This window comes from Aliiglaciecola sp. 2_MG-2023, from assembly GCF_030548145.1.
GTDB classification, from domain to species: domain Bacteria; phylum Pseudomonadota; class Gammaproteobacteria; order Enterobacterales; family Alteromonadaceae; genus Aliiglaciecola; species Aliiglaciecola lipolytica_A.
Window position 1 is genome coordinate 34179 of record NZ_JAUORY010000030.1, and the last position, 22265, is coordinate 56443.

At 41.1% G+C, this 22265-nt stretch carries 15 protein-coding genes; 7 read left to right on the forward strand and 8 right to left on the reverse strand.

Going from position 1 to position 22265, the window contains the following annotated elements; genetic code table 11:
* Window positions 1-45: 45 nt before the first annotated feature.
* From Q4567_RS20405 to Q4567_RS20415, 3 genes are all read right to left on the reverse strand, one after another.
* The gene (locus tag Q4567_RS20405; protein WP_303502056.1) at window positions 46-1110 is read right to left on the reverse strand and encodes an alkaline phosphatase D family protein; all 1065 of its coding nucleotides are present in this window, start codon (window positions 1108-1110) and stop codon (window positions 46-48) included.
* Entirely contained in the window at window positions 1107-2258 is a 1152-nt protein-coding gene (locus tag Q4567_RS20410; protein WP_252729039.1) for an alkaline phosphatase family protein, read from the reverse strand. Before Q4567_RS20410 ends, Q4567_RS20405 begins: the two co-directional genes overlap by 4 nt.
* Before the next feature lie 70 nt (window positions 2259-2328).
* Complete coding sequence (locus Q4567_RS20415; protein WP_303502082.1) at window positions 2329-4632, reverse strand: TonB-dependent receptor; 2304 nt, start codon at window positions 4630-4632, stop codon at window positions 2329-2331.
* A 307-nt stretch (window positions 4633-4939) separates the two neighbouring features.
* Between Q4567_RS20415 and Q4567_RS20420 the strand changes: the two genes are divergently transcribed.
* The 5 genes from Q4567_RS20420 to Q4567_RS20440 all read left to right on the forward strand — a co-directional run bounded on the left by Q4567_RS20420 (window position 4940) and on the right by Q4567_RS20440 (window position 10446).
* The gene (locus Q4567_RS20420) at window positions 4940-5605 is read left to right on the forward strand and encodes a glutathione S-transferase family protein (protein ID WP_216047968.1); all 666 of its coding nucleotides are present in this window, start codon (window positions 4940-4942) and stop codon (window positions 5603-5605) included.
* A gap of 44 nt (window positions 5606-5649) precedes the next feature.
* Window positions 5650-6825 (forward strand): dipeptidase, encoded by a 1176-nt coding sequence (locus tag Q4567_RS20425; protein ID WP_303502061.1) that lies wholly within the window; start codon window positions 5650-5652, stop codon window positions 6823-6825.
* 112 nt (window positions 6826-6937) lie between these two features.
* Window positions 6938-7843, forward strand: a complete 906-nt coding sequence (locus Q4567_RS20430) for an ABC transporter ATP-binding protein (protein ID WP_303502065.1) — start codon at window positions 6938-6940, stop codon at window positions 7841-7843.
* Window positions 7836-8579 carry an ABC transporter permease gene (locus tag Q4567_RS20435; protein ID WP_252729037.1) on the forward strand — a complete coding sequence of 248 codons (744 nt, stop codon included), beginning with the start codon at window positions 7836-7838 and terminating at the stop codon, window positions 8577-8579. The genes Q4567_RS20430 and Q4567_RS20435 overlap by 8 nt, the downstream gene beginning before the upstream one ends.
* 19 nt (window positions 8580-8598) lie before the next feature.
* The gene (locus Q4567_RS20440; protein ID WP_303502069.1) at window positions 8599-10446 is read left to right on the forward strand and encodes an amidohydrolase family protein; all 1848 of its coding nucleotides are present in this window, start codon (window positions 8599-8601) and stop codon (window positions 10444-10446) included.
* A gap of 23 nt (window positions 10447-10469) precedes the next feature.
* On the opposite strand, the gene Q4567_RS20445 is transcribed toward Q4567_RS20440, so the two are convergent.
* Entirely contained in the window at window positions 10470-10844 is a 375-nt protein-coding gene (locus tag Q4567_RS20445; protein ID WP_303502070.1) for a hypothetical protein, read from the reverse strand.
* 83 nt (window positions 10845-10927) lie between these two features.
* Between Q4567_RS20445 and Q4567_RS20450 the strand changes: the two genes are divergently transcribed.
* On the forward strand, window positions 10928-17173 hold the full coding sequence (locus tag Q4567_RS20450) for a DUF6701 domain-containing protein (RefSeq protein ID WP_303502071.1): 6246 nt from the start codon (window positions 10928-10930) through the stop codon (window positions 17171-17173).
* A gap of 135 nt (window positions 17174-17308) precedes the next feature.
* Here Q4567_RS20450 and Q4567_RS20455 read toward each other — a convergent pair whose 3' ends face one another.
* The 4 genes from Q4567_RS20455 to Q4567_RS20470 form a co-directional block, all read right to left on the reverse strand.
* The gene (locus Q4567_RS20455) at window positions 17309-17866 is read right to left on the reverse strand and encodes a DUF5655 domain-containing protein (protein ID WP_303502073.1); all 558 of its coding nucleotides are present in this window, start codon (window positions 17864-17866) and stop codon (window positions 17309-17311) included.
* 56 nt (window positions 17867-17922) lie between these two features.
* Window positions 17923-18441 carry an SRPBCC domain-containing protein gene (locus Q4567_RS20460; protein ID WP_216047961.1) on the reverse strand — a complete coding sequence of 173 codons (519 nt, stop codon included), beginning with the start codon at window positions 18439-18441 and terminating at the stop codon, window positions 17923-17925.
* Window positions 18410-18763: a helix-turn-helix transcriptional regulator gene (locus Q4567_RS20465; protein WP_216047960.1), complete on the reverse strand. Its 354-nt coding sequence runs from the start codon at window positions 18761-18763 to the stop codon at window positions 18410-18412. The genes Q4567_RS20460 and Q4567_RS20465 overlap by 32 nt, the downstream gene beginning before the upstream one ends.
* A gap of 423 nt (window positions 18764-19186) precedes the next feature.
* Window positions 19187-20176 carry a PEP-CTERM sorting domain-containing protein gene (locus tag Q4567_RS20470; RefSeq protein WP_303502077.1) on the reverse strand — a complete coding sequence of 330 codons (990 nt, stop codon included), beginning with the start codon at window positions 20174-20176 and terminating at the stop codon, window positions 19187-19189.
* 562 nt (window positions 20177-20738) lie between these two features.
* Between Q4567_RS20470 and Q4567_RS20475 the strand changes: the two genes are divergently transcribed.
* Entirely contained in the window at window positions 20739-21692 is a 954-nt protein-coding gene (locus tag Q4567_RS20475; protein WP_216047958.1) for a nitronate monooxygenase family protein, read from the forward strand.
* The last annotated feature ends 573 nt before the right edge of the window (window positions 21693-22265 follow it).

Consider the following 22265-nt stretch of genomic DNA (forward strand, 5'->3'; position numbering starts at 1 on the left):
TAATCACAATTAACAGTATGTTGCTGAATACCTAGATTCCTTATCTTAAAATGATAAATGTTGTTGTAATAACAAGTTACCTTGGGTGTCTTTGAGACTCAAGCTAACCTTAATTTCATCTTTTGCATCATTTGAGTTAGGCCATTGAATATCAATTTGCCCAAAGTTTGCATCAATAAATGCTTGACCTTGTCGATGTTCATTGGGACTTATTTGATGCCAGCTTTCTGTCAAACCTGATGAAGTCAGCTCCCATATAGATTGTCCTTTTTCGGTTTTATCTACTGACAATTCCCCCCAATGTGTATCACCACTGATAGCGAACAAGTTCTTGATATTCAACTCATCTAGTAAGGCTAGCATGCGTTCACGCTCGTGCGGAAAATTAGCCCAGCTTTCCCAGCCAGTAAATTCAGAAATAAACTGGATACTAGACACTAAAATACGTAAATCAGCAGGCTGTTTTAATTGTTCTTCTAACCATTGCCACTGAGTTTCACCTAACATCATGCCCTTACCAGAAGGATCAGGCTCGTACGGGCCTAAGTTATTAGGTGATTTAATTTTTTCATATTGAGTTTTCGATACTGCATGAAGAGCACTGCGATTCCAGCGCAAATCTAATAATATCACCTGTACTTGCTGTCCTAGCGGCCCGTATATATAGGCCGTATAAGCACCATCTTCTCGACTACGTCTTTGACTATTATCAGGCTCTTTAAAATAATCTAGCATAAGTTGTTTGGATGCTTGCTTTTGAGGATATTCCGCACCACCATCATTTACACCAAAATCATGATCATCCCAGATTCCCACCACTGGCGTCGTTTCTCTTAATTGTTTAAAGCCAGGAACATTAGCTTGTTTTTGGTATTTTTCCGCTAACACCTGCATATCTTCTGTATCACCGTAAATATTGTCGCCTAACAGCATAAACAGATCTGGCTTTTGTTGATTAATCGGTGCCCAAATAGGTTGTGGTTTATCTTGATGCACACAAGAACCAAATAAGATCTTGGTGATAGGTTTAGTTGTTGCTTGCTGGGCGAATACAAAACCATGAGAACTCAATAATAAAATCAAGAAAACAGCATAAATATTGATTTTCATTGCTGGTTTACCTCAATAGCTTTACCAATGTCATCATTAAATTGGTCTGGCTTTATATTTAACAAACGAAGGGCTGTAGCGGCAACTTGGTCCAAACTAAATCTTTGCGTGTTTTTTTGCTCTCCTAATGGATGATCGTTTGCCATCATTTGCTTTACGTCTGGCCCCATGGCAGCGAGCCAAATTTCGTTTGAACCCACTATCCCATTTTTGAACTCTGCTTCTGCATTAATATAACCCTTTACCGCTTCAGGGCTGCCATGGTGAGGCCAGCTTTTCAGTGTTTCACCACGCCCGTGATCAGTGGTAATAATGAGATTAGTCTTACCTGCATATTCCGGCATACTTTGTAGCTTCTGCCATAAATTTGCGATTAAGCTATCTGCACGATGCAGTGCATCCACATATTGCCAATAACTGCCATTGTGTGCAAAGTCATCTGTTTCACCTAAAGCCAAATACAACACTTTGGGTTTAAATTGTTCAACATATTCTTCTGCGAAACCCATTGTAAAAGCATCCAAGCGTACGTTATGCCATGGGCTAGGTATATTTTGTTGCAATTGATTTAGCCACTCGGTTCTTTCTGACAGATTTTGCCAGTGTGCAGATTCAAAACCAGCATTGATTGGCAATCCACTTCGTTGCCGATTAATGATTGCCGGAAATACATCCCAACTACCGAATACAGCAACCTTATGTTGATAAATTGGTTGTTGATTTAGCCATTCCAAAAAAGTAACGTTTTTGTTGTTATTGGCTGCATTATCACGAATCGTTGGATCGGCTTTACCGGTTAATAGCTCGTTATATCCAGGGTATGAAAACCACATGGAATTGTTTACTGTCATGGCAGAATTAATGTCTCGATTACCCAGCAATAGCCCATTATTTGCAATTTTCGACCAAAGAAACGGCATAAGCCTAGTTCTTTTTTCACTTGCAGAAGAACCGCCAAACTGTTCAAGTTGGCGCTGTTTAATAGCAGAGTTGATATTTGCGCTGTACAACTTAGGTTCATAACCTCGATACACATCTTGCCAGCGAACCCCATCGAGGGATATGAGTATAAGGTTTTCAGCACTACTGGCCAACGCACTTGCCAGTAAAGTAAACAAACATAAAATCATAACCAATGCACGTTTCATTCAATTTCTCCATAAAAAAAGGGCTGCAAAAGCAGCCCAAAGACACAGGGTCACACATAAAGCATTTTAATTAAAATTTAACCATAGCGTTGAATGCAGCAGTACGAGGAGCTCCAATCCAAGCTGATTGACCAGAAATACCGCCTAAATAGCTTTCATCAAACATATTGTTTACGGTAAGACGAAGCTCTATAGAATCAACACTTTCGCCCAAATCATCAATAATCACACCAGCATAGAAATCAGATACTAAATAGGCATCTGCAACTTGCGTATTAGCCGCATCGATAAAACGATCATCTACCCATTTCGTCGATAGCCCTGCGATATAATTATTTCTATTCCAATCGATTGAAATAACCGCCATATGTTCGGCAGAACCAAATACGGTATTTCCAACTGGGTAATCGATTGAACCATCAGTATATTCAGCGTCATTTTTAGTGAATGAACCGTAAACGCTTAAGTTGTCATTTACTTGAATATTGATACTAGCTTCAAGACCGCTAGAATCGATACCCCCAACGTTTACATATCCGCCATTGGTGCCGATTAAGAAATCAATTCCATCTGGTGAATCAGGTGCAATAAATGTCAATCTGTCTTCAAATTTAATTGAATAATAAGTCAAACTTGCAGTAACAATGTCGCCATTGTAACGAACACCTAAATCTAGATTTTCTGCCGTTTCAGGCGATATATCTGCTAACTGAGATGAATCAGCTTCAAGCACTGTGTCTTTAATGGCTGCAAAGTTTTCAGCATAGCCAGCAAATACTTCTAAACCGTCAAGACCGGTTTGGACCACTAAACCAGCGCTTAACAACAAATCGGAATCTGACGAAATACTGACGTTTTCTGTCTCACCAAAGTTGTCGGTTCGTTCTAAATCTACGTAAAATTGTTTAACACCAAAACGTGCGGTGAACATATCTGCCTCAAGGGTGTCTTCCAAAAACAACATGGTAGTTTCGACAGGGAAAGAACGGTCATATTGCACCCAATAAGGGGTATTATCGAACTCATAACCAACTCTAGAATCAATTATTTTGTGCCAATCCCGAGACTCGTTACGATCATAATCTTCATACCATATCCCACCGCGAAGATTGTTCTGCATATCATTTATTTGCGCAATCCAAGAAAAATCAGCATTAAATCCAATACGCTCTTTTTCATAGTGAGTATGGCGATAAGAACTAACAGGCAATGCACCAGATGCATAACACGCTGGATCATATTCGGCACCAGCTCCGCCATAAGGGAAGGTGATTGAACTTACACAACCATCAATGGGTGACAAAGCAACGCCAGTAGCATCCACAAAGTAGATTGTCGACAACGCACTGCCACCTTCTACGGTATTGCCAGAAACCAACTCAGAATGAGGCTGATCCGTGCCATCAGATTCCACATCCACTACGTATTGAGGGATCCAATCGCCACGACCTTCATTGTAGTGGTAATAGGCATTTGCATTGACAACGACAGAACCAAACTCATGTTCTAATTCAACATAAGCAAACCGATTTTCACGTAGTGTCGACCAGCCTTTACGATATAATTGATCGATATAGGGAATCCCAGTCCATTCAGACGTTAAGCGATCCCAATCTGGATTTTGAACAAACTGATCCAAACTAACTCGTTGGTAGTTGTCTTCATGGGCATCATCCCAAGAAAAATATGCGGTTAAATCAGTGTCGCCATAACTGCTTATGATTTTTGCGGCAATGTGATCGCGAGTATTTTCAGCCGATTGATTAACCCAATCGGTATTGCTAGAACTTGAAACACTAAACCACGCATAAGTATCTTTAGCTATTTCGCCGGTTTCATAACGCACAAACATTTTTTGCGCATCGAAATCACCCAATGTGGTACTAAAAATCATTTGTTCTTCAGTGCCAGGCTCAATAGTTACGAAATTTAATGTGCCGCCTAGGGCTTCGTTAGAACGAGATGCTATATCAGATGTACCTTGAGACACTTCAACAGTTGCAAGATTTTCAGTGTCGATATAACGATTCGCTTTAGCGCCACCACCATAGTTGGAATTACCATTGGCAATACCATCGACGGTGATACCAATCTGCTGTTGATCTAGACTTAACTGGAATCCTCGAATAGAAACAGTGGTTGACCAATCATCTGTTCCGAAGGTATCCCCTTCATTAATTAATACACCAGGTAAATTATCGATAACGGACAGAACACTGGTAAGCGAACTTTGCTGCAATAACATCGTCTCCGATGTCTGGTTATTGGCATAAGAAACACTTTTACCGATAACACTGATTTCTTCTATTTCAGCTTCTTGGGTGTTTTCTTGAGCATACGAATGCTGTGCAAATAATGCTGCTGCCACGAGCATTCCAAGACTCGAATAATGAAATGGTAGTTGTTTATTGTTGCGCACCATGGTTCCCTTTTTGTATTTAATTTTCGGGCGCTAGAGTGCTAGGAAGTGATGACAATAGAGTTTAATTTCAATGACATTTTAAAGAAGGTTTTACTACACAAAATTTACGATATAAAAAATTAATTCCTAAAAAACATAATCTTACATAGATTACCTCAAGTGCTTTTCAGCTCTTATTCATAACTATAAGTATTCAAATGTTGTGTCTTTGTGGATAAACAAGCACATTATGCTTTCTTTTATAAGTTGGGAGAATGTTATGCTTAAATTATATGGGTTTGCCGTTAGCAATTACTTCAATATGGTGAAATTGGCCGCTGATCTAAAAAAAATCGATTACCAAGAAGTGATAACCTACCCAAATCAAACACCAGAATATTTGGCTATATCCCCTACGGGCAAAGTGCCTGCGTTAGAAACGGAACATGGTGTCTTGATTGAAACCAATGTCATTTTAGAATACCTAGATGATAATTATTCTGGCATAAAATTATATCCCGAAGACCCATTTCAGAAAGCCAAAACCAAAGAGCTGATAAAAATGCTTGAGCTTTATATGGAATTGCCTGCAAGGCGTTGTATGGCAGAAGCTTTTTGGGGTGTACCAGGAGAGGATATCACTAAAAAAGAAGTTAAACGTGCACTATTAAACGGCATGCAGTCACTCTCTAGAGTCGCTTCTTTTTCTCCATATATCGCTGGCGACCAGTTTACCGCTGCAGATATTTTCTTTTTGTATTCTGCTGATATAGCGCTGCCAATAGCAACTAAGTTATTTGATATCGACTTATTAGCCGAAGTGCCTGGAGCCAAGGAACTATTAGCCAAATTAAACGACATGCCAGAAGCAAAAGTGATTGCTCAAGCTAGAGTTGAAGCTATGCCCGCATTTAATGCATACTTGCAAAAAGCCTTTCAGAAATAGGCACACAACCTAGTCTGATCCCTGCCTTAATATTGGAGAACTCAATGAAGAGAACTCGTGTTGCATTAACTGCCTTAGCAGTGGTGTTACTTGGTTATACTGGTGTTCGCATTTTTGTACCAAGCTATTTGGAACAACAAATGAACAAAGTGGAGCCGGTTGACACCATCACGATCAGTCAAGATGCTCAAGCATTTCATAATTCGTTAATAGTAGGCGATTGGCATGCTGATTCACTGCTGTGGAACAGGGATTTGTCTGAGCACGGGCAAACTGGACATGTGGACATTCCGCGTTTGCAGCAAGGTAATGTTGCGTTACAAATGTTTACTACTGTAACCAAATCGCCAGTGGGACTAAATTACGAAGAAAATAACACAGATGCCGCAGACAACATTACTCGATTAGCATTAGTTCAAGGTTGGCCGATGGACACCTGGACTAGCTTAACTGCAAGGGCATTATTTCAAGCTGATAAACTTTTAGAACAAGCGCAAGAGCATGCAAACGATTTTGTTGTGGTCACTTCGCAAACAACACTAGCGGCATTCTTAGAAAAGCGTCAACAGCATCCTAAACTTGTTGCTGGGCTTTTGGGAACAGAAGGTTCTCACGCGTTAGATGGAGAGTTGGAGAACATTCAAGTTCTGTACAACAAGGGCTTTAGAATGATGAGTTTACAGCACTTTTTTGACAACAAATTAGGCGGCTCTTTACATGGCACTAGCCAAACTGGTCTCACCGAATTTGGTAAACAGGCTGTCGAAAAGATGCAGCAGTTAGACATTATTGTCGATGTATCTCACTCATCTGAACAAACCGTTAAAGATGTGTTAGCCATCAGCACCTCACCGTTAGTAGTTAGTCACACAGGCTTCTATGGTCACTGTCAATCAAAACGCAATATTAATGATGGCTTAATGCAACAAATTGCCCAAGCTGGAGGCCTTATTGCTGTTGGTCATTGGGATGGTGCCATATGTAGTACTCAACCAACAGATATAGCAGATGCGATCATTTATGGCATCAACTTGGTTGGCGATGAGCACGTTTCTCTAGGTTCAGATTTTGATGGTGCTGTCACTACGGCATTCGATACCAGCCAGTTGGCACTCATCACTCAGTCCCTTTTAAACAAAGGTGTGTCAAAGGAATCTATAAGCAAGGTCATGGGTGGGAATATGCTGCAATTTTTGCAGACTAATTTGCCGGTTAACTAAGCATATACCAACAAGATCCGTTTTTAACAACTGCAGAACGTGACTTTTGTCACTTGTTTAGTACCTAAAACCATATAAAGTTTAGGTACTAAACATTCAGCAGGAAGTCTATATGGATCACCCAACACCGATATTACAGGCAACGAATCTCAAAAAATCATACGCTGCGGTAGAAGCAATTAAAGGCGTCGATATTAACATCCAAGGTTCAGGTGTTTTTGCCATTTTAGGACAAAATGGCGCTGGCAAAACCTCACTGATAAAATGTGCTCTGGGATTGGAAAAAATCACTTCTGGTGATCTAAAAATCATGGGGCATCAACCTGGCAGCCTAAAAGCTAAACGTCAAACTGGTGTTATATTGCAAGACTCTGACTTACCTGACTTGCTCACAATACGAGAACAAATAACCTTATTTGCTAGCTACTATCCCAACCCTTTTTCTGTACAAAAAACCATAGAAATGTGTGAACTTGAGGCCTTTGCCGACAAACGCTATAAAAAATTATCTGGTGGACAAAAAAGAAGGGCGCAATTTGCATTAGCCATTGTTGGTGACCCGCAATTAATTTTTCTAGATGAACCAACCACAGGTCTAGATATAGAAGCCAGACGCAATTTATGGGCAGTTATTCGAGGGTTTGCCGAACAAGGCAAAACGATTGTACTGACTACTCACTATTTAGAAGAAGCTGAGAATTTGGCAGATCGAATCATGATTATGAATTCAGGGGTCATTGTTGCTGACGCATCTCCGAATGACATTCAGAAGCAAACAACCGGCTCTGTAATTCGCTGCGAAACCAACCTTTCCGAAGAACAACTGCGTAGCATCGTTGGCGTAACGTCAGTTTCAATTTCAGGACGATTTAGTGAAATTAGCAGCGTTCAAATCAATCAAACGCTGTTAGAAGTATTGAAACTAGATCGACAGCTAGTCGACCTCACCGTTAGCCAACCCAAATTAGAAGATGTGTTCAGTCAGCTAAGCCGAACCAAGGAGTTAGATCATGAATAGGTTAATCCATTCTTTTAATCTGGAAACCGGTGCCGAATTACTTAAAGCTTTTAGAGCTCCTGATTTTATTCTTCCAACACTGGGGATGCCGGTAGCTTTTTATTCACTGTTTGCCATCATGCTACCTGGAAGCAGTAACAATCCAGACTATCTGTTAGCTACTTATGGTGTTTTTGCTGTTATGGCTCCGGCTATATTTGGTTTTGGGATAAGCGTAGCCAACGAGCGGGATAAAGGTTGGCTTGATCTTAAGTTGGCAGCGCCTAGTCAAGGTTTCAGTTACATAGGCGCAAAGGTTTTTAGTACGCTGTTATTTTCAAGTATTTCTTTAGCTATTATGTATATGGTTGCTGGTTTCGCGGCAGGCGTTGCATTGCCACAAAATACTTGGGCGCTACTGCTAATCACTCATATTACTGCCACTTTTCCTTTCATATTGATTGGCTTAATCATTGGTTTTGTCTGCAATGCAAACGCATCAATAGCGATATCTAATATTATTTTCCTAGCCTTTGCTGCATTAGGCGGATTGTGGATCCCAATTATGATGTTTCCCCAAAGTATGCAGACATTTGCACAGTTCTTACCCACCTATCATCTCAGTGAGATCGCACTGTATGTATTGGGGGCACCAGGGGAACGAAATGTGTTCTACCACATTATCGTCGTCACTTTTATGAGCCTAGTGTTGTTAATAACAACCGTATGGGCATGGTCAAAACAACGAAATCACTAAGATTAAAAAGGACATTCTAATGATTAAATATATTTTTGCAGTGGTCTTTGCGTTAGTAGTTGGAACCTTAGTTGTTCTAGTTTTCACTCTACCCACTCCCACAGCTTTAACGGACGTGGAAGCTGATAAGTCGGAAACGCATGCAACGAACACAGTGCTACTAAAAAACTTGCGAGTATTTGATGGTCACAAACGAATTGAACACACCAGCATATTAATTGAAGACGGATTTATCGTTAAAATTGCAGATATCAACAGTGACGAAATGAACGACGCTGTCAAAGGTAATGATATCAATGTTATAGAGGGTCAAAATTTAACGGTTATACCAGGTATTATTGATGCCCACACGCACTCCTACGCTGATGCATTGAAAGATGCCTTGCGCTTGGGAGTGACCACTCATTTGGATATGTTTACCAACGAAAGTTGGCTAATAAAACACAAAGCAAGCAGCCAACTTCCGCTACAAACAGATAAAGCTGACTTATTTAGTTCTGGCACACTTGCCACTGTGAAAAACGGACATGGCACCCAATTTGGATTTAGCATCGATACCGTAGATAGCATGGAAGAAATTGCTGAATGGGTAGCGAAACGCAAAAATGCTGGTGCTGATTATATTAAATTGGTTTATATGCCAGATCAGCAATATATACCAAGTTTAGACAAACCCACAGCTATTGAGATTATTAAACAAGGCCACCTGCAAGGCTTGAAAGTGATGGCGCACATATCAACACAAAGCGCAGCTAAAGATCTTATTGAAGCAGATATTGATGGATTAGTGCATATTTTTGCCGACCAAGTTGTCAGTGATGAAGTGGTTGCTTTAGCCGCTCAAAAAGATATTTTTATTATCCCCACTCTAGCGGTAATTGCCTCGGTAAATCAACAACAGCGCAATAGCAAATTGTTAGCAGATGAGCGAATTTCTACGAAGCTTTCAAGCCAACAAAAAAACACTCTACAGGCTAGCTTTAACTCAACAGCTAGTGGTTTTGATTTCGCCATAGCAAAGCAAAACGTGCTTCGCTTCAATCAAGCCGGCGTGACTATTTTATCAGGCTCAGATGCACCTAACTCAGGCACAGCATACGGAGTAAGTGCTTACCATGAAATTACATTATTAGTTGAAGCAGGGATGACTCCAAGTGAAGCGCTGAGCGCCGCAACAAGCGCACCTGCTAAACGCTTTAACTTGCAAGATCGAGGAACAATTGAAATTGGAAAGCGAGCTGATTTAGTAATTGTAACTGGCGATCCAACTGCCAACATAGACAATATTTTCAATATCAAGCACATCTTAAAAAATGGTTTTGAAATACAGCAATACCTACCAGAAACTACCAAAGGGACACCACTAAAAACTGCATTATTAGGCGATTTTGAAGGACCCGATAGTTTGCAATATAACGACGACTTCAATTGGGGACATACTGACGATCGGGTGGCCAATGGCAACTCTATAACAACCATTGCCCTTCAAGAATTTGCAGGAATGAATAACAGTGGAGGGTTACATGTTTCTGCTGCTGTTAATTCTGGATTTCCATATCCATGGGCTGGCGCTGCACTAGGTGACTTTTCCCCCCCCATTAACGGTGTGGATATCTCAGCGTTTGATACTTTGGTATTTGATGTAAAAGGCTCGGTTGGCAACTATCGCGTGTTATCTTTTTCAGCCATTTCATCAGGAATTCCACCAAGTCAAAATTTTGAAATAACCGAGCAATGGCAAACCGTGCGTTTACCTTTATTAGGATTTAAAGGCTTAGATCATACAACACTTTCAGGCTTAGCGTTTGTAGCAGGGCCTACTCTCGGAGAGTTTGAATTTATACTTGATAATGTACATTTAGAATAATAATTACCGTTAAGATTAGGGTTTCAATTTGGTAAATCATCTGTTGCTTTTCCGGAGTGGTTAAGCAATGCATTATTTTTTTCAGCTTCTACCTCAGCATTTTCGATAAGCTGTTGTTCCGCAAGTTTATTTTTTTCTGCGGCTAGTGAGATTAGGTCTTTTTCAGATTGCGCCATTTCCAACTCAGCACGATTTTCCAATGAGCTGTGTGTCTGCTCGATTTCAGTCAATGAATCGGTTATTAACTTTTTTTCAGCTTCAAGCTCAATAACCTGGTCACCCTTTTGTTGTTCCATAAGCAAACTCTCTGGACTTTTTGACTGCTCAGTCTCTGACGAATTAGGGCTACAAGCCGCTATCGTTATAAATGACAGTATGAAGAGCATATTTATACGCATGTCTAGTTCCTAACATTACAATTATATTGGAGCTGGGTTATTATCATATGATGTTTATTGACGGTAATGAAGCCTAGGTTGTAATGCAAACCACCAAAACGTGCCATTTTAAAATTATTGCTTTGCTGGCAGCTCTTCCTGCTACCTATGTTTTAGCAGACGTATTACAACCCTCGACTATAACCTTAGTAGATACTCAATATAATAGTACCACTTGGGCGGCCAGTAATTTACAGGACGGTGATTCAAACACTCACTGGTTATCTAGCAAATTAAGCAACAACATTAATTTCCAACTCAACGACAGTAACGAAGCATACTGTGTAGAAGAATTTGAATTAACCAATTACGGTAAAGATTCAAGTTCACTAAAACAATTTATGTTACTCACCACTTCAGACAGCTCTTTAAGTGCCGACTCTGGTACTGATGGATGGCGTCCAATCGTAGCTGAGCAAAACCCCACTGCAAAAATTGATTATTTGAGTTGGGCGCAAGGGGCTCGGTTGGTATCGGTGGACAGTGAATACAATAGCACAACATATGGTGCGAAAAACCTTAACGACGGCAGCAACAAATCAAGATGGTTGTCGAAAAAATCGAATAACACCATTGAGTTTAATTTTGATACCGACTGGAATGGCAACGCTGGAAATTCAATCCCCATCAGTGAAATACAAATTACAAACTACGGTAACGATGATCGCTCAGTAAAAGAATTCCAAATTGAAGTTACCACTGATGGTGTAACTTGGAACAAACTTGAAGTCCCCGGCTCAGTCGCGGGTGATGACGACTATATATACTCCAGGACACATAATGGTGGTGTATTAGGCACTGTTGATAGCGAATACAACGCCACTACCTGGGCTGCTGAGAATATGCAGGATGGCGATGACAACTCACTTTGGTTAAGTCGCAAAAATAATAACACTATCGAATTTTCTTTTGACCCAAATAGTAATGGTACAACTGGAGCCGAAGGAGATACTGATGATGTCTTTACCTTTAGTAAATTTAACCTAAGAAACTATGGAGCGCACACTCGTTCAGTACAACAGTTTCAAATTGCAGTGCAAACTCTGAGTGACCCCAGTTGGCAAAAAATTTATGTGCCGGGCTCAGCTATTGGTGATAACGATTTTAATTTTGCTATGTCCCATAATGGCGGTACTTTGGTTGAGATCGATAGCGAATTGAATTCCACCTCTTGGGGTGCTGACAATATTCACGATGGTGACGCAAATAGTAGATGGCTAAGCTCGAATGGAAATAACACCCTAGCCTTCCAATTTGACGTTGACGAAGATGGCTTAATGGGTACGGCAACAGACTATTTCACCCTCGAAAGCTTCCGATTACGAAACTATGGAAATGACGATCGGTCAATTAAGCAGTTTCAAGTTTCAGTCAAAACCGCCTCAAATCCAACATGGCAAAAAATAGCGGTACCTGGTTCCACAAGTGGCGAAGCTAATTATAATTTTGCTTTAACGTATCAAGGCGGTACCTTAACCAGTTTTGACAGTCAGTATAACTCCACGTCATTGGCTGCGAAAAATATTCATGACGGTGACGGAAATTCTTCTTGGCTAAGTAACAAAACTAATAATTTCTTTGAATTTCAATTTGATGCTGATGGGGACGGCTCACTCGCCACTGCCGCGGATCAATTTACCTTACAAAGTTTTTATTTGAAAAACTATGGAAACGATGACCGCGCTATCAACGAGTTCCAAGTAGCGGTTAAGACATCAGCAAATCCAAACTGGCAAAAACTCAGTGTGCCAGGCTCTGTAATTGGCGAACCTGACTATAATTTTGCTTTAGCGCAACAAGGTGGGACATTAGTCAATATTGATAGCCAATATAACGCCACCTCCTATGCAGCTGCAAATCTGCATGACGGCGACTTAAACTCATCTTGGTTAAGTAGTAAAAGTAACAATACCTTGGACTTCCAATTTGATCTCGATGATGACGGTAATTTATCAGGAGCCGGGGACAGATTTAAACTTGAAGGCTTCAATTTAGTTAACTACGGCAATAACGATATTTCAATTAAGTACTTTCAAATTGAAGTTAAAACCCTTTCTAATCCAGATTGGATAAAAATTCCTGTCGCTGGCTCAGGGGCCAACGAACCAAATCACAATTTCTCATTGAGCTATCACGGTGGTAGTTTAACTACTCTAGATAGTGAGTATAACTCTACCTCTTACGCCGCCAAAAATTTACACGATGGTGACCAAAGCAATCAATGGTTGTCCTCCAAACAAAATAATACATTAGCCTTTACTTTTGACACCGATAATGACGGTACCAATGGAGATCCGATTAATTTCGATACTTTCTCTCTGGTTAATTACGGTAACAACATATCAATACAGACCTTTGAACTTGATATTCAAATTTCAAACGGTCCATGGCAAACCATCAATGCCCCAGACGGCGGGACGACTTTTACCGCCAACATGGATAATGATTTGCAAACTTGGTCTGTCGGCGCTTATAACAATGTCACAGCTACACGCATACGTACCTTAAGTAATTACGGACACTCTACCTTTACGGGCGCCAGAGAATTAACCTTTTCAGGTGATTCAGTTGGACCTACCTATACTTATACTGCCGCTAAAAATAACGACGGTGAAAGCTTCAGCATAGATCCAGCTTATCAGTTTGAAAATATAACGGATGTGCGCTTACGCACAATCTCCAACTATGGTCATTCTAGTTATATTGGCGCGAAAGAATTTAAACTTTTAGGGCCATCGGTTAGTGAAAGTAAGACGTTTAAAGCAGCAATGCATAGCAATGGTGAATTGTTCAGCCTAGATAGTGAAGACATCCCCGTTAACGTCACAGATGTGAAACTCATCACTATTAGTAATCACGGCGATCCATCCTATATCGGTGCTCGTGAATTTGAGCTGCTGGGATTGTCAGTAGCCCAAAGCAAAACCTTTACAGCGGCTATGAACGATAGTGTTCAGACTTTTACTCTAGACCCTGCCGATGTGCCAACTGATGTAACCGATGTGAAACTAGTAACCATTAGTAATCACGGTGACAATACCTACATTGGGGCCAGAGAATTTGAACTACTTGGCCCATCAATTACCAGAACGAAAATTTTTACCGCGGCCATGCATTCAAACGGAGAAACTTTTCAGTTAGATGAAGATGACATTCCTGAGGAAGTCACTGCAGTCAAGTTAATAACCATCAACAATCACGGTGATACATCTTACATCGGGCTACGTGAATTTGAAGTAATCGGGGAATCGGTTACTCCATCAACCACCTTTAGTGTGCCAATGTCAGCAGCACCATATGACATAGTATTGGATGAGGAAGATGAAGTTACAGATGTAATAGGAGCACGTTTAGTAACCATTAAAAATCACGGTGACCCAAGTTATACAGGTATCGCTGATTTTAAATTACTGGGTACAGCAATTACCCCAAGCTACATATTTACTGCTGAAAATACGACTTTATTACAGAGTTATGATTTTGATCCTATTACCACCAATATTCTGCGGTTCCGTAGCTTGAACAATTATGGAAGCTCATCTTACGTAAGGGCCACTGATTTTAAATTAAATGAAGGGGTCTGCAAAAACGCGCAGTGGCGGATGGATGAAACCAGCTGGAATGGTACGGCAAACGAAGTAAAAGATAGCACTAACAGTGGTTACGACGCAGTTTCAGTGGGTTACGGGGTGGGTACTGATCCAACTACATCTGCGATGAGCCCCGCCCTTGAGGGCGATCCAGGTTCATGTGGGTATGGAGAATTCGATGGCGTTGATGATTATATTGTTAGTGCAAATGGAGACAGTTTAGACGAGTTAACAGCCATGACGTTATCAGCGTGGATTAAGGCCAGTAGTTTTAATCAAACCAATGGCACGGATTCACGGGGGGTGTTTTCAAAAGGACCTGATGGTGTTAACGGCGTTTCTTATGGTGCTTTTTTTACCAACTCTGGCGGCAACCGACTGTATGTAGACATAGATGGGGCGAATGACAGATTTCAATCGAACACCAGTTTTGTGGTTGATACTTGGTATCATATTGCTATTGTTTTCGATGGTACCCAAGACGAATCAGAAAGAGTAAAACTATATGTTAATGGTACTCTTGACGGTACTTTTTCTGAGTCCAGTAGCCTAATTCCTAATACTTCAGGGGATTTTTATATTGGTAATTTATATTCATCGGCAAATCAGAAAAGCGTTTTCCATGGGGCCATTGATGAGGTAAACCTGAGGCCGACGGCTTTGAATGCGGCAGAAGTATCTAGCCTTATGGGCACAACCCGCTCTTGTACTGTGCCACTACATCATATCCAAATTGAACATGATGGAGATGGTTTAACCTGCAGCGCTGAACCTGTTACGCTCAAAGCCTGTGCCAATCTAGACTGTACAGATTTAGTCCCCATAGACGTCAATGTAACCCTGGCAGCCACGGGAAGTCCGTCTACATGGAGTAATAATCCAATCACTATTCCCAGTGGTGAAACTGTCAGTGTCGAGTTTAACCATACAACCGCAGAAACAATCACCCTATCAGCCGAAACAGATGTTCCAGCAATGAGTGATCTAGAGTGTATACCTGATTGTGATATTGTTTTTTCCAGCGGTGGTTACCTGCTTAGCTTAGAAGATCACACTGCATGCAGCACCACAAACTTAACAATTCAAGCGGTTAAGGTCGGTGACAGTAGTACCAGTTGTGCGGCTGCGGAAAATGGCGATTTATCCCTAGATCTAGTTTTCAATTATGCAAATCCAACCACTGGAACCAAGGTACCCACTTTAGATTCCACCGCCATGGCTGCCGCCTCAGTTACTCAGAATAGAATCATCAATTTTGATGAATCCGGAACGGCAGTATTAAGTTTTGAATACCAAGACGCCGGTAAAATTAGCATTGAAGTAAATGACGCAAGTGGCAACGGGTTGGCTTCTTCAACAGTAACAACGGTAGTTAGCCCGGCTAAATTAATTGTTGCCAGCCCTGATGCTAATGCAGAATGTACAACAAACGATGCTAGCTGCAATGTATTTAAAAAAGCCGGTGAAGACTTTAATTTATCAGTCGCCGCGGCATGTAGTGACGGTACCATTACAGCAAACTTTGAAATGAAGAATATTCCCCTTACAGTAGATACTGTTGCACCGTTAACGGGTAATTCGGTGAGTTTAGGGGTGGCGAACATCAGTATTGATACAGCCGACAACGGCGTAAAATTAGAAACAAATCAAAGTGTTTCAGAAGTAGGTGTATTTACTATAACGGCAACACCGCCAGTTAATGGTTATTTTGGTAAAACGATTGATGCCGCAACAAGTGAAAGTATCGGTAGGTTTACCCCAGCGTATTTTGACTTAGAGACAGTATTTGATGGATTTCTTTCTGGAGGCGATCCTTTTGTCTATGCTGGACAGATGAACATTGCAAGCCCTGCTTCAGGTCAAATTAGCTACGCGACTGAACCTGAATTCACCATAACGGCCAAATCTTTAGATGGGCATACAACGTTAAACTATACCGGTGATTTCGTAAATTTAGATGAGTCCAATATTGTTAGAGTCAGTCCCACCGAAGATTCAAGCCAAATTGGTGCCGATGCCACTACTAACGTCTCTTTGAGCGCAAATCTAAAATCGCCGACGATAACCGAAATGAATGGGGTAATTAGTTATCAATTTAACTCAACCGATAATTTTATTTATGAGCGTAATGCCAATGCGTTAGTTGAACCATTTACAAGTAACCTAAGTTTGAAGGTTACATCGGTTATAGATGCAGATGGAATTACGGCAAACGATTCAGATGGAAATGCTGCCAACGGGGTACTTGAATTGCTACCATTCGGCGAAGAAGTGCGTTTTGGTCGATGGGTTTTGAAGAATAACTACGGCCCAGAAACCACTTCATTGAATATCCCGATGCAAATCGAGTATTGGGATGGAAGTCGTTTTGTGATCAGTAGCGAAGACAATTTCACTCGCTTCGACGCAGCAACCGACGTTAACATAACCGATATAAGTCTAGCTCCAGGCACTACTAGCGCGTCAGGCGCAGGTACGTTCGAGTCGGGACGCGCAGAATTCCTCCTTTCTCCACCTGGAGTTAATAACCAAGGTGATGTGCAAATTGAGTTTGAAGTCCCAACTTGGTTACAATTTGATTGGAGCGATATCGACTCTAACTATGACGGCCCATATACTGAGAATCCGTCCTCGGTAGCGACTTTTGGCATATTTCATGGCAACGATCGAATGATTCATTGGCGCGAAAAATCAAATTGATGATTTGTGCATTTTAACCAGTGCACACCTTGATTTAAAATTTTGTGTAGCCTGCCAAAGAAGCAGGCTCATAACACCAGTGAAAATATGCCTGTCTATCCTTCACCATCTTTCATTTACGTCTAATTGGCAATTTTAGCTTTGCTGATATGCCATTTTCAGCCAATCAATCAGTTCTTCATCTACTTGATTTATATCAGTGATTTTAATCCGATGAGACACCATCGAATTGAAACTACCAGAAGCTTCCAATCGCCCCTGAGGCTCGACATTTTTAAGATTAAGACCAAGGTCAACACGGGTTTTAGTGGAAGGTTGAATGAGTGCAAATTGCTTATTGCGCCGCAAGCTAATATAAGACTTTTTTGGCGCTATTTGCATTTCACTCAAACTATCGAGAGCTTTAATAATAGTTGAGTATATTATTTTCAAATGTTGCTTAGAGCCACTATATTGCGTCTCTATTAAGTCTGTTTCGTTTGACGAAGTTGCATTACGATTGAGATAGTCATGGGCGATTAAATTGGCAAAACCGTGGGTCACAGCGAACTCAGTTTTCAACATTTTAACTATTTGACCATGCTTTTCATACTGTCCTTTGGTGATGATTTCAAACCAGCTGTTCATGCCCTTTCCGGTTTTCTGCTCCACGTTGTTGCGCATGGTTTGCGCCATTTCTTCTGGAGTTGCCATAAGTATTCTCCCAATTGTGATTATCTGTTTATTAACGAGTCATAATCATTAACCATTTAGAGCGGCCAATGCTCACTTTTACATTTACTTGGCACAGTAAAAGACAAAGCGCCAATCATGAATAGCATAAGTTGATACTTAAATGGCGGTTTGCCATGCTCAACGACACCTTTTAAAGTATTTAAAATAAACGGGACACCTTGCTCCATGTATTTTGCAGTTTTCGTTGCAACCGGCATATCTTCATTAATAAGGGTAAATTCAGTTCCCCCGTCCACTTCCTTCAACTTATAAGTCACCTTGCAATAAGGATCGTCTAAACTGGTAAATTTAAAGGAATGGGAGTAGGTAAAGGGAGGATCGAATTCCAGCACTTCCCCCACTACCGAGGTATATTTACCATTTTTACCAGTGCGCATTCTTATAGCTGCACCCTGTTCAAGCCCAGGAGTGTCCAAACGAGCATTAAAAAACTGAGCTTGTAGACCGTCTGTTTTAGTTAGTTGTTGCCAGACTTTATCTATTGGCGCCGCAATAAAAATTTTATGAACACTTTTTGTCTTGCTCTGGCTCATTTTCATCATCCTGCAATTGTTGTTCAATTTGGTTTTTAAAGCCGGTTAAACGGGATGCCATAAAACGACTATATTCATCCGTCCAGCGATCATAAATTTGTTGAATGGGTATGACGTTAAAATAATGGTGTTTGGATGTACCGATCTTTTCAGTAACTAACAAATTGGCCTGCTCTAGTATTTTTAAGTGTTTCATTATCGCTACCCTACTCATAGCGAACTGACGACTAATATCATTCACCAGACAGGCTGGATTGTTCTTCACAAAATCGAGAATTTGACGTCGAGTTTTATTTGCTAGTGCGCTGAAAGTATTGTCCATAACCAATATGTAACCATTAAGTTACATATAAAATAGCGGATATGTTTCTCAAAGACAAGTTTAAACGGTGCATGTTTAACATCGTTATAAGGGTTAGGTAGCATAATAGCCCAGTAATCAATTTTATTGGTTTAGGGTTTAATAGCTACAAAGGATATCTCCCCATCACTTGGATTATATGATTTCGCCTACCATGCAATTTTTGATTGTATGAAATAATAACAAAAGGAGGCGTGACGGGACCACGCATTTGACCTTGAATGTAAAAATGCTCCCGAACATTTCCGTTCAGGAGCATTTAATTAGAGATTACTTTGGCTCGGTAATTGATACATCTACGCGAGCAATACATAGCATCTAATAACCGAGTTGAATATACCTTAGAACTGGTGCACTAAACTGGGCTTAAACTATTTACGAATGTTATTTCGCAAAACGCTTACGCATGCTCATCCCCATTAAACCAATGCCGAACAGCAAGATAGTTGCTGGAACTGGAACGGTAGTTGAATCGTCATCTCCAGGAATATCTACAGTACCTACTGTATCACCGAAAACATAAGAATAATTAAGAGTTGCTGAGTCCCCTGCATTCAATTCTCCGATCATAAAGCCAAGCCCGATACCATTATCCCCAGAAGAGTCGAAACCAAATGCTATTGGTGCAAAATCACCACCGATTAAATAATCGGCAGGGTTGATTTGTGAACAACACGCACCCTCTATACCTGTGTTATGTTCATAATCACTATCGGTAAACATACCCATAGTTAAACCACTGATAACACCAGAGGCACTGATGAAATCAGTTTGCGCCAATTCGCCAGCATCATCATAATCACCATCATTATTCAGATCTAATCCACGCTCATTGTTTGTACTTGCCGAACCGCCAGGATAGTTATCTGGATCAGGGTCAATTGCTCTTGAGAATGCAAGATTAGTCATGTCACTAATAGCGGTAATCGTGGTCGTAATATTCAGGTTTTCATCGGTATCATCAAAGAAAAAGTCATGAATAATATCGAAAAAACCATTGTCAGCAGTACCCGTCCAGCGAACATGGTTGTCAAATGCGCCACCACTAAGGTCTGTAATTGACACCTGACTTACGCTATCGCTTGAAGAGTTTCTATTACCTACAGTACTGAATTGGTCAGACGAGATACCAAAGCCTTCAAACGGGGTCCCCGGGCGAAGATAATCTCCTCGTGCAGTATCAAAAGTTCCTGTTCCAGTGGCATCATGAATTAAACCTGGTGAGGCGCTTTCATTCCCTAAGGTGCCATCATCTGACACTTGGGTCCAGAGGAAATTGCCTTGCATAAAAATAGGAGCGGCCGTTGCAGCCGATGCTCCTAACATAGCGCTTAATGTAATGCTTGCTAATGCCAGCTTTTTTGTTTTAATCATTGTTTGATTTCCTTTTTAATTTTGACAGTAATGCTTCAATCCTACCGAAGCTTCCGATGCTCACATCAATTTTGCACCTAGCTGGAATACAAGCATAGTTTAAGCCAGCTTATTTTTTATACAACCATATCAACGACTTGTTAACAGTTAGTTAAAAATAATTACCACCTATAAAGGGAAATATGTAAAAAAAACTGACAAAAATTTGTTTAAAGAAAAAATATTTGCGACATCCAGATGACTATTAATAAGACCGAGTGAAATCACCACCACGGGTGGCGAAATGGACTTACTCTACTCGGCAGCAAATACACGTCATCATAGAGCAAGGTAATGATTTAACTCAGGTTGCATATATTTTCTAATGCTTTTTGGCACTGATATTTCCAGCTCTTATCTTGTCCCACAAATTCTATCTTTACAATAATTGAAGCCAACCTTGTCAACTATCAATAAACCAATAGCTAGGTATTCTATTCATGAAAAAAAGTACCAATCTCACTAACATTTCTATAACAATATTACTAATAACCTAAGCCACAATTCATTTCAGAGGAAAGATATGACTAATATTGTAATCAAAACCCGCATCACAGATATGCTCGGTATTGAAAAACCTATAATACAAGCTGCGATGGGCTGGATAGCACGTTCACAACTATCATCTGCGGTTTCAAATGCTGGCGGTATGGGCATTATCGAAACGAGCTCTGGTGAATTGGATGCAATACGAGAAGAAATTATAAAAATGCGCGACCTGACGGATAAACCCTTCGGTGTGAACATTGCCCAAGCTTTTGTGCGCGATCCAAAAATTCTCGACTTCATTATTGATCAAGGTATTAAGTTTGTTACCACATCAGCTGGCGATCCAACCAAATATACAAATCAACTAAAAGCCGCTGGCTTAACCGTATTTCATGTAGTACCCAACTTCAAAGGTGCACTAAAAGCAGTAGAGGCAGGCGTTGACGGACTCATAGTAGAGGGTGGTGAAGGCGGCGGTTTCAAAAATGCCGACGACGTATCGAGCATGGTCTTGATACCGCAAGTATGTGAAGCGGTAAACGTACCTATAGTCGCTGCTGGCGGTATTATGGATGGACGCAGCATGGCAGCAGCCCTAGCCCTTGGTGCTGACGGTGTTCTTATGGGGACTCGCATCTTAAGCGCAACAGAAAGCCCCGTTCATCAAAACTGGAAAGACGCGATTATTGCTGCTGATTCAACTGACACTCTGTTTTTAAACCGCAAAGGTCCAGGGCCAGCGTTAAGAGCACTGCGCACCAAACGTTCAACTCGGATTTTAGAGGAAGGCTCACCAAGTATTTTCAGCGAATTCCAAGACACACAAGCGGTATACTTTGGTGGCGATCTAGAGGCAGGAATCGCTTTAACAGGACAAGTTGCAGGGCGCATTAAAGAAACAAAATCGATTAAACAAATATTCGATGAAACTCTTGCTGAGTTTGGTGAAGTCACAGGCCGTTTAGCTGCTTTAGTAAAAAGCAATTAAAGCATAAAAGAGGGTAATCATTGTTAACGGGGTCAGCACGCATAATTTAAAAAGCCGCAGTCCCCATAGGCTTCTATAAAACAACAAGTTACTCACATTGATTAGCTGATAAAGCGGCTCATCCGCACTTAATAAGCAGATTGATAAACACAACAACAATCTCCACCGTTACTCAGCTTGCTAGCTTGTCATGTTCTATCTTTGATGACCCGGGATCGAGACGCACGCGCAGCAGCGGGACACGACCCGTGGTGCTGGTTCGATTTCAACCTAAAACGAAAAAGCCCCGCATTTTCATGCAGGGCTCTTGGAATAAATGGTGCCTCGACCCGGGATCGAGACGCACGCGCAGCAGCGGGACACGAGCCGTGGCGCTGGTTCGATTTCAACCTAAAACGAAAAAGCCCCGAACATTTCTGTTCAGGGCTCTTGGAATAAATGGTGCCTCGACCCGGGATCGAGACGCACGCGCAGCAGCGGGACACGACCCGTGGCACTGGTTCGATTTCAACCTAAAACGAAAAAGCCCCGCATTTTCATGCAGGGCTCTTGGAATAAATGGTGCCTCGACCC

Coding starts and splice junctions, on each gene's coding strand:
- Q4567_RS20420 (WP_216047968.1), top strand. CDS start 4,940: ATGCTTAAATTATATGGGTTTGCCGTTAGCAATTACTTCAATATGGTG.
- Q4567_RS20450 (WP_303502071.1), top strand. CDS start 10,928: ATGCAAACCACCAAAACGTGCCATTTTAAAATTATTGCTTTGCTGGCA.
- Q4567_RS20415 (WP_303502082.1), bottom strand. CDS start 4,632: ATGCTCGTGGCAGCAGCATTATTTGCACAGCATTCGTATGCTCAAGAA.
- Q4567_RS20455 (WP_303502073.1), bottom strand. CDS start 17,866: ATGGCAACTCCAGAAGAAATGGCGCAAACCATGCGCAACAACGTGGAG.
- Q4567_RS20475 (WP_216047958.1), top strand. CDS start 20,739: ATGACTAATATTGTAATCAAAACCCGCATCACAGATATGCTCGGTATT.
- Q4567_RS20435 (WP_252729037.1), top strand. CDS start 7,836: ATGAATAGGTTAATCCATTCTTTTAATCTGGAAACCGGTGCCGAATTA.
- Q4567_RS20460 (WP_216047961.1), bottom strand. CDS start 18,441: ATGAGCCAGAGCAAGACAAAAAGTGTTCATAAAATTTTTATTGCGGCG.
- Q4567_RS20410 (WP_252729039.1), bottom strand. CDS start 2,258: ATGAAACGTGCATTGGTTATGATTTTATGTTTGTTTACTTTACTGGCA.
- Q4567_RS20405 (WP_303502056.1), bottom strand. CDS start 1,110: ATGAAAATCAATATTTATGCTGTTTTCTTGATTTTATTATTGAGTTCT.
- Q4567_RS20465 (WP_216047960.1), bottom strand. CDS start 18,763: ATGGACAATACTTTCAGCGCACTAGCAAATAAAACTCGACGTCAAATT.
- Q4567_RS20440 (WP_303502069.1), top strand. CDS start 8,599: ATGATTAAATATATTTTTGCAGTGGTCTTTGCGTTAGTAGTTGGAACC.
- Q4567_RS20445 (WP_303502070.1), bottom strand. CDS start 10,844: ATGCGTATAAATATGCTCTTCATACTGTCATTTATAACGATAGCGGCT.
- Q4567_RS20470 (WP_303502077.1), bottom strand. CDS start 20,176: ATGATTAAAACAAAAAAGCTGGCATTAGCAAGCATTACATTAAGCGCT.
- Q4567_RS20430 (WP_303502065.1), top strand. CDS start 6,938: ATGGATCACCCAACACCGATATTACAGGCAACGAATCTCAAAAAATCA.
- Q4567_RS20425 (WP_303502061.1), top strand. CDS start 5,650: ATGAAGAGAACTCGTGTTGCATTAACTGCCTTAGCAGTGGTGTTACTT.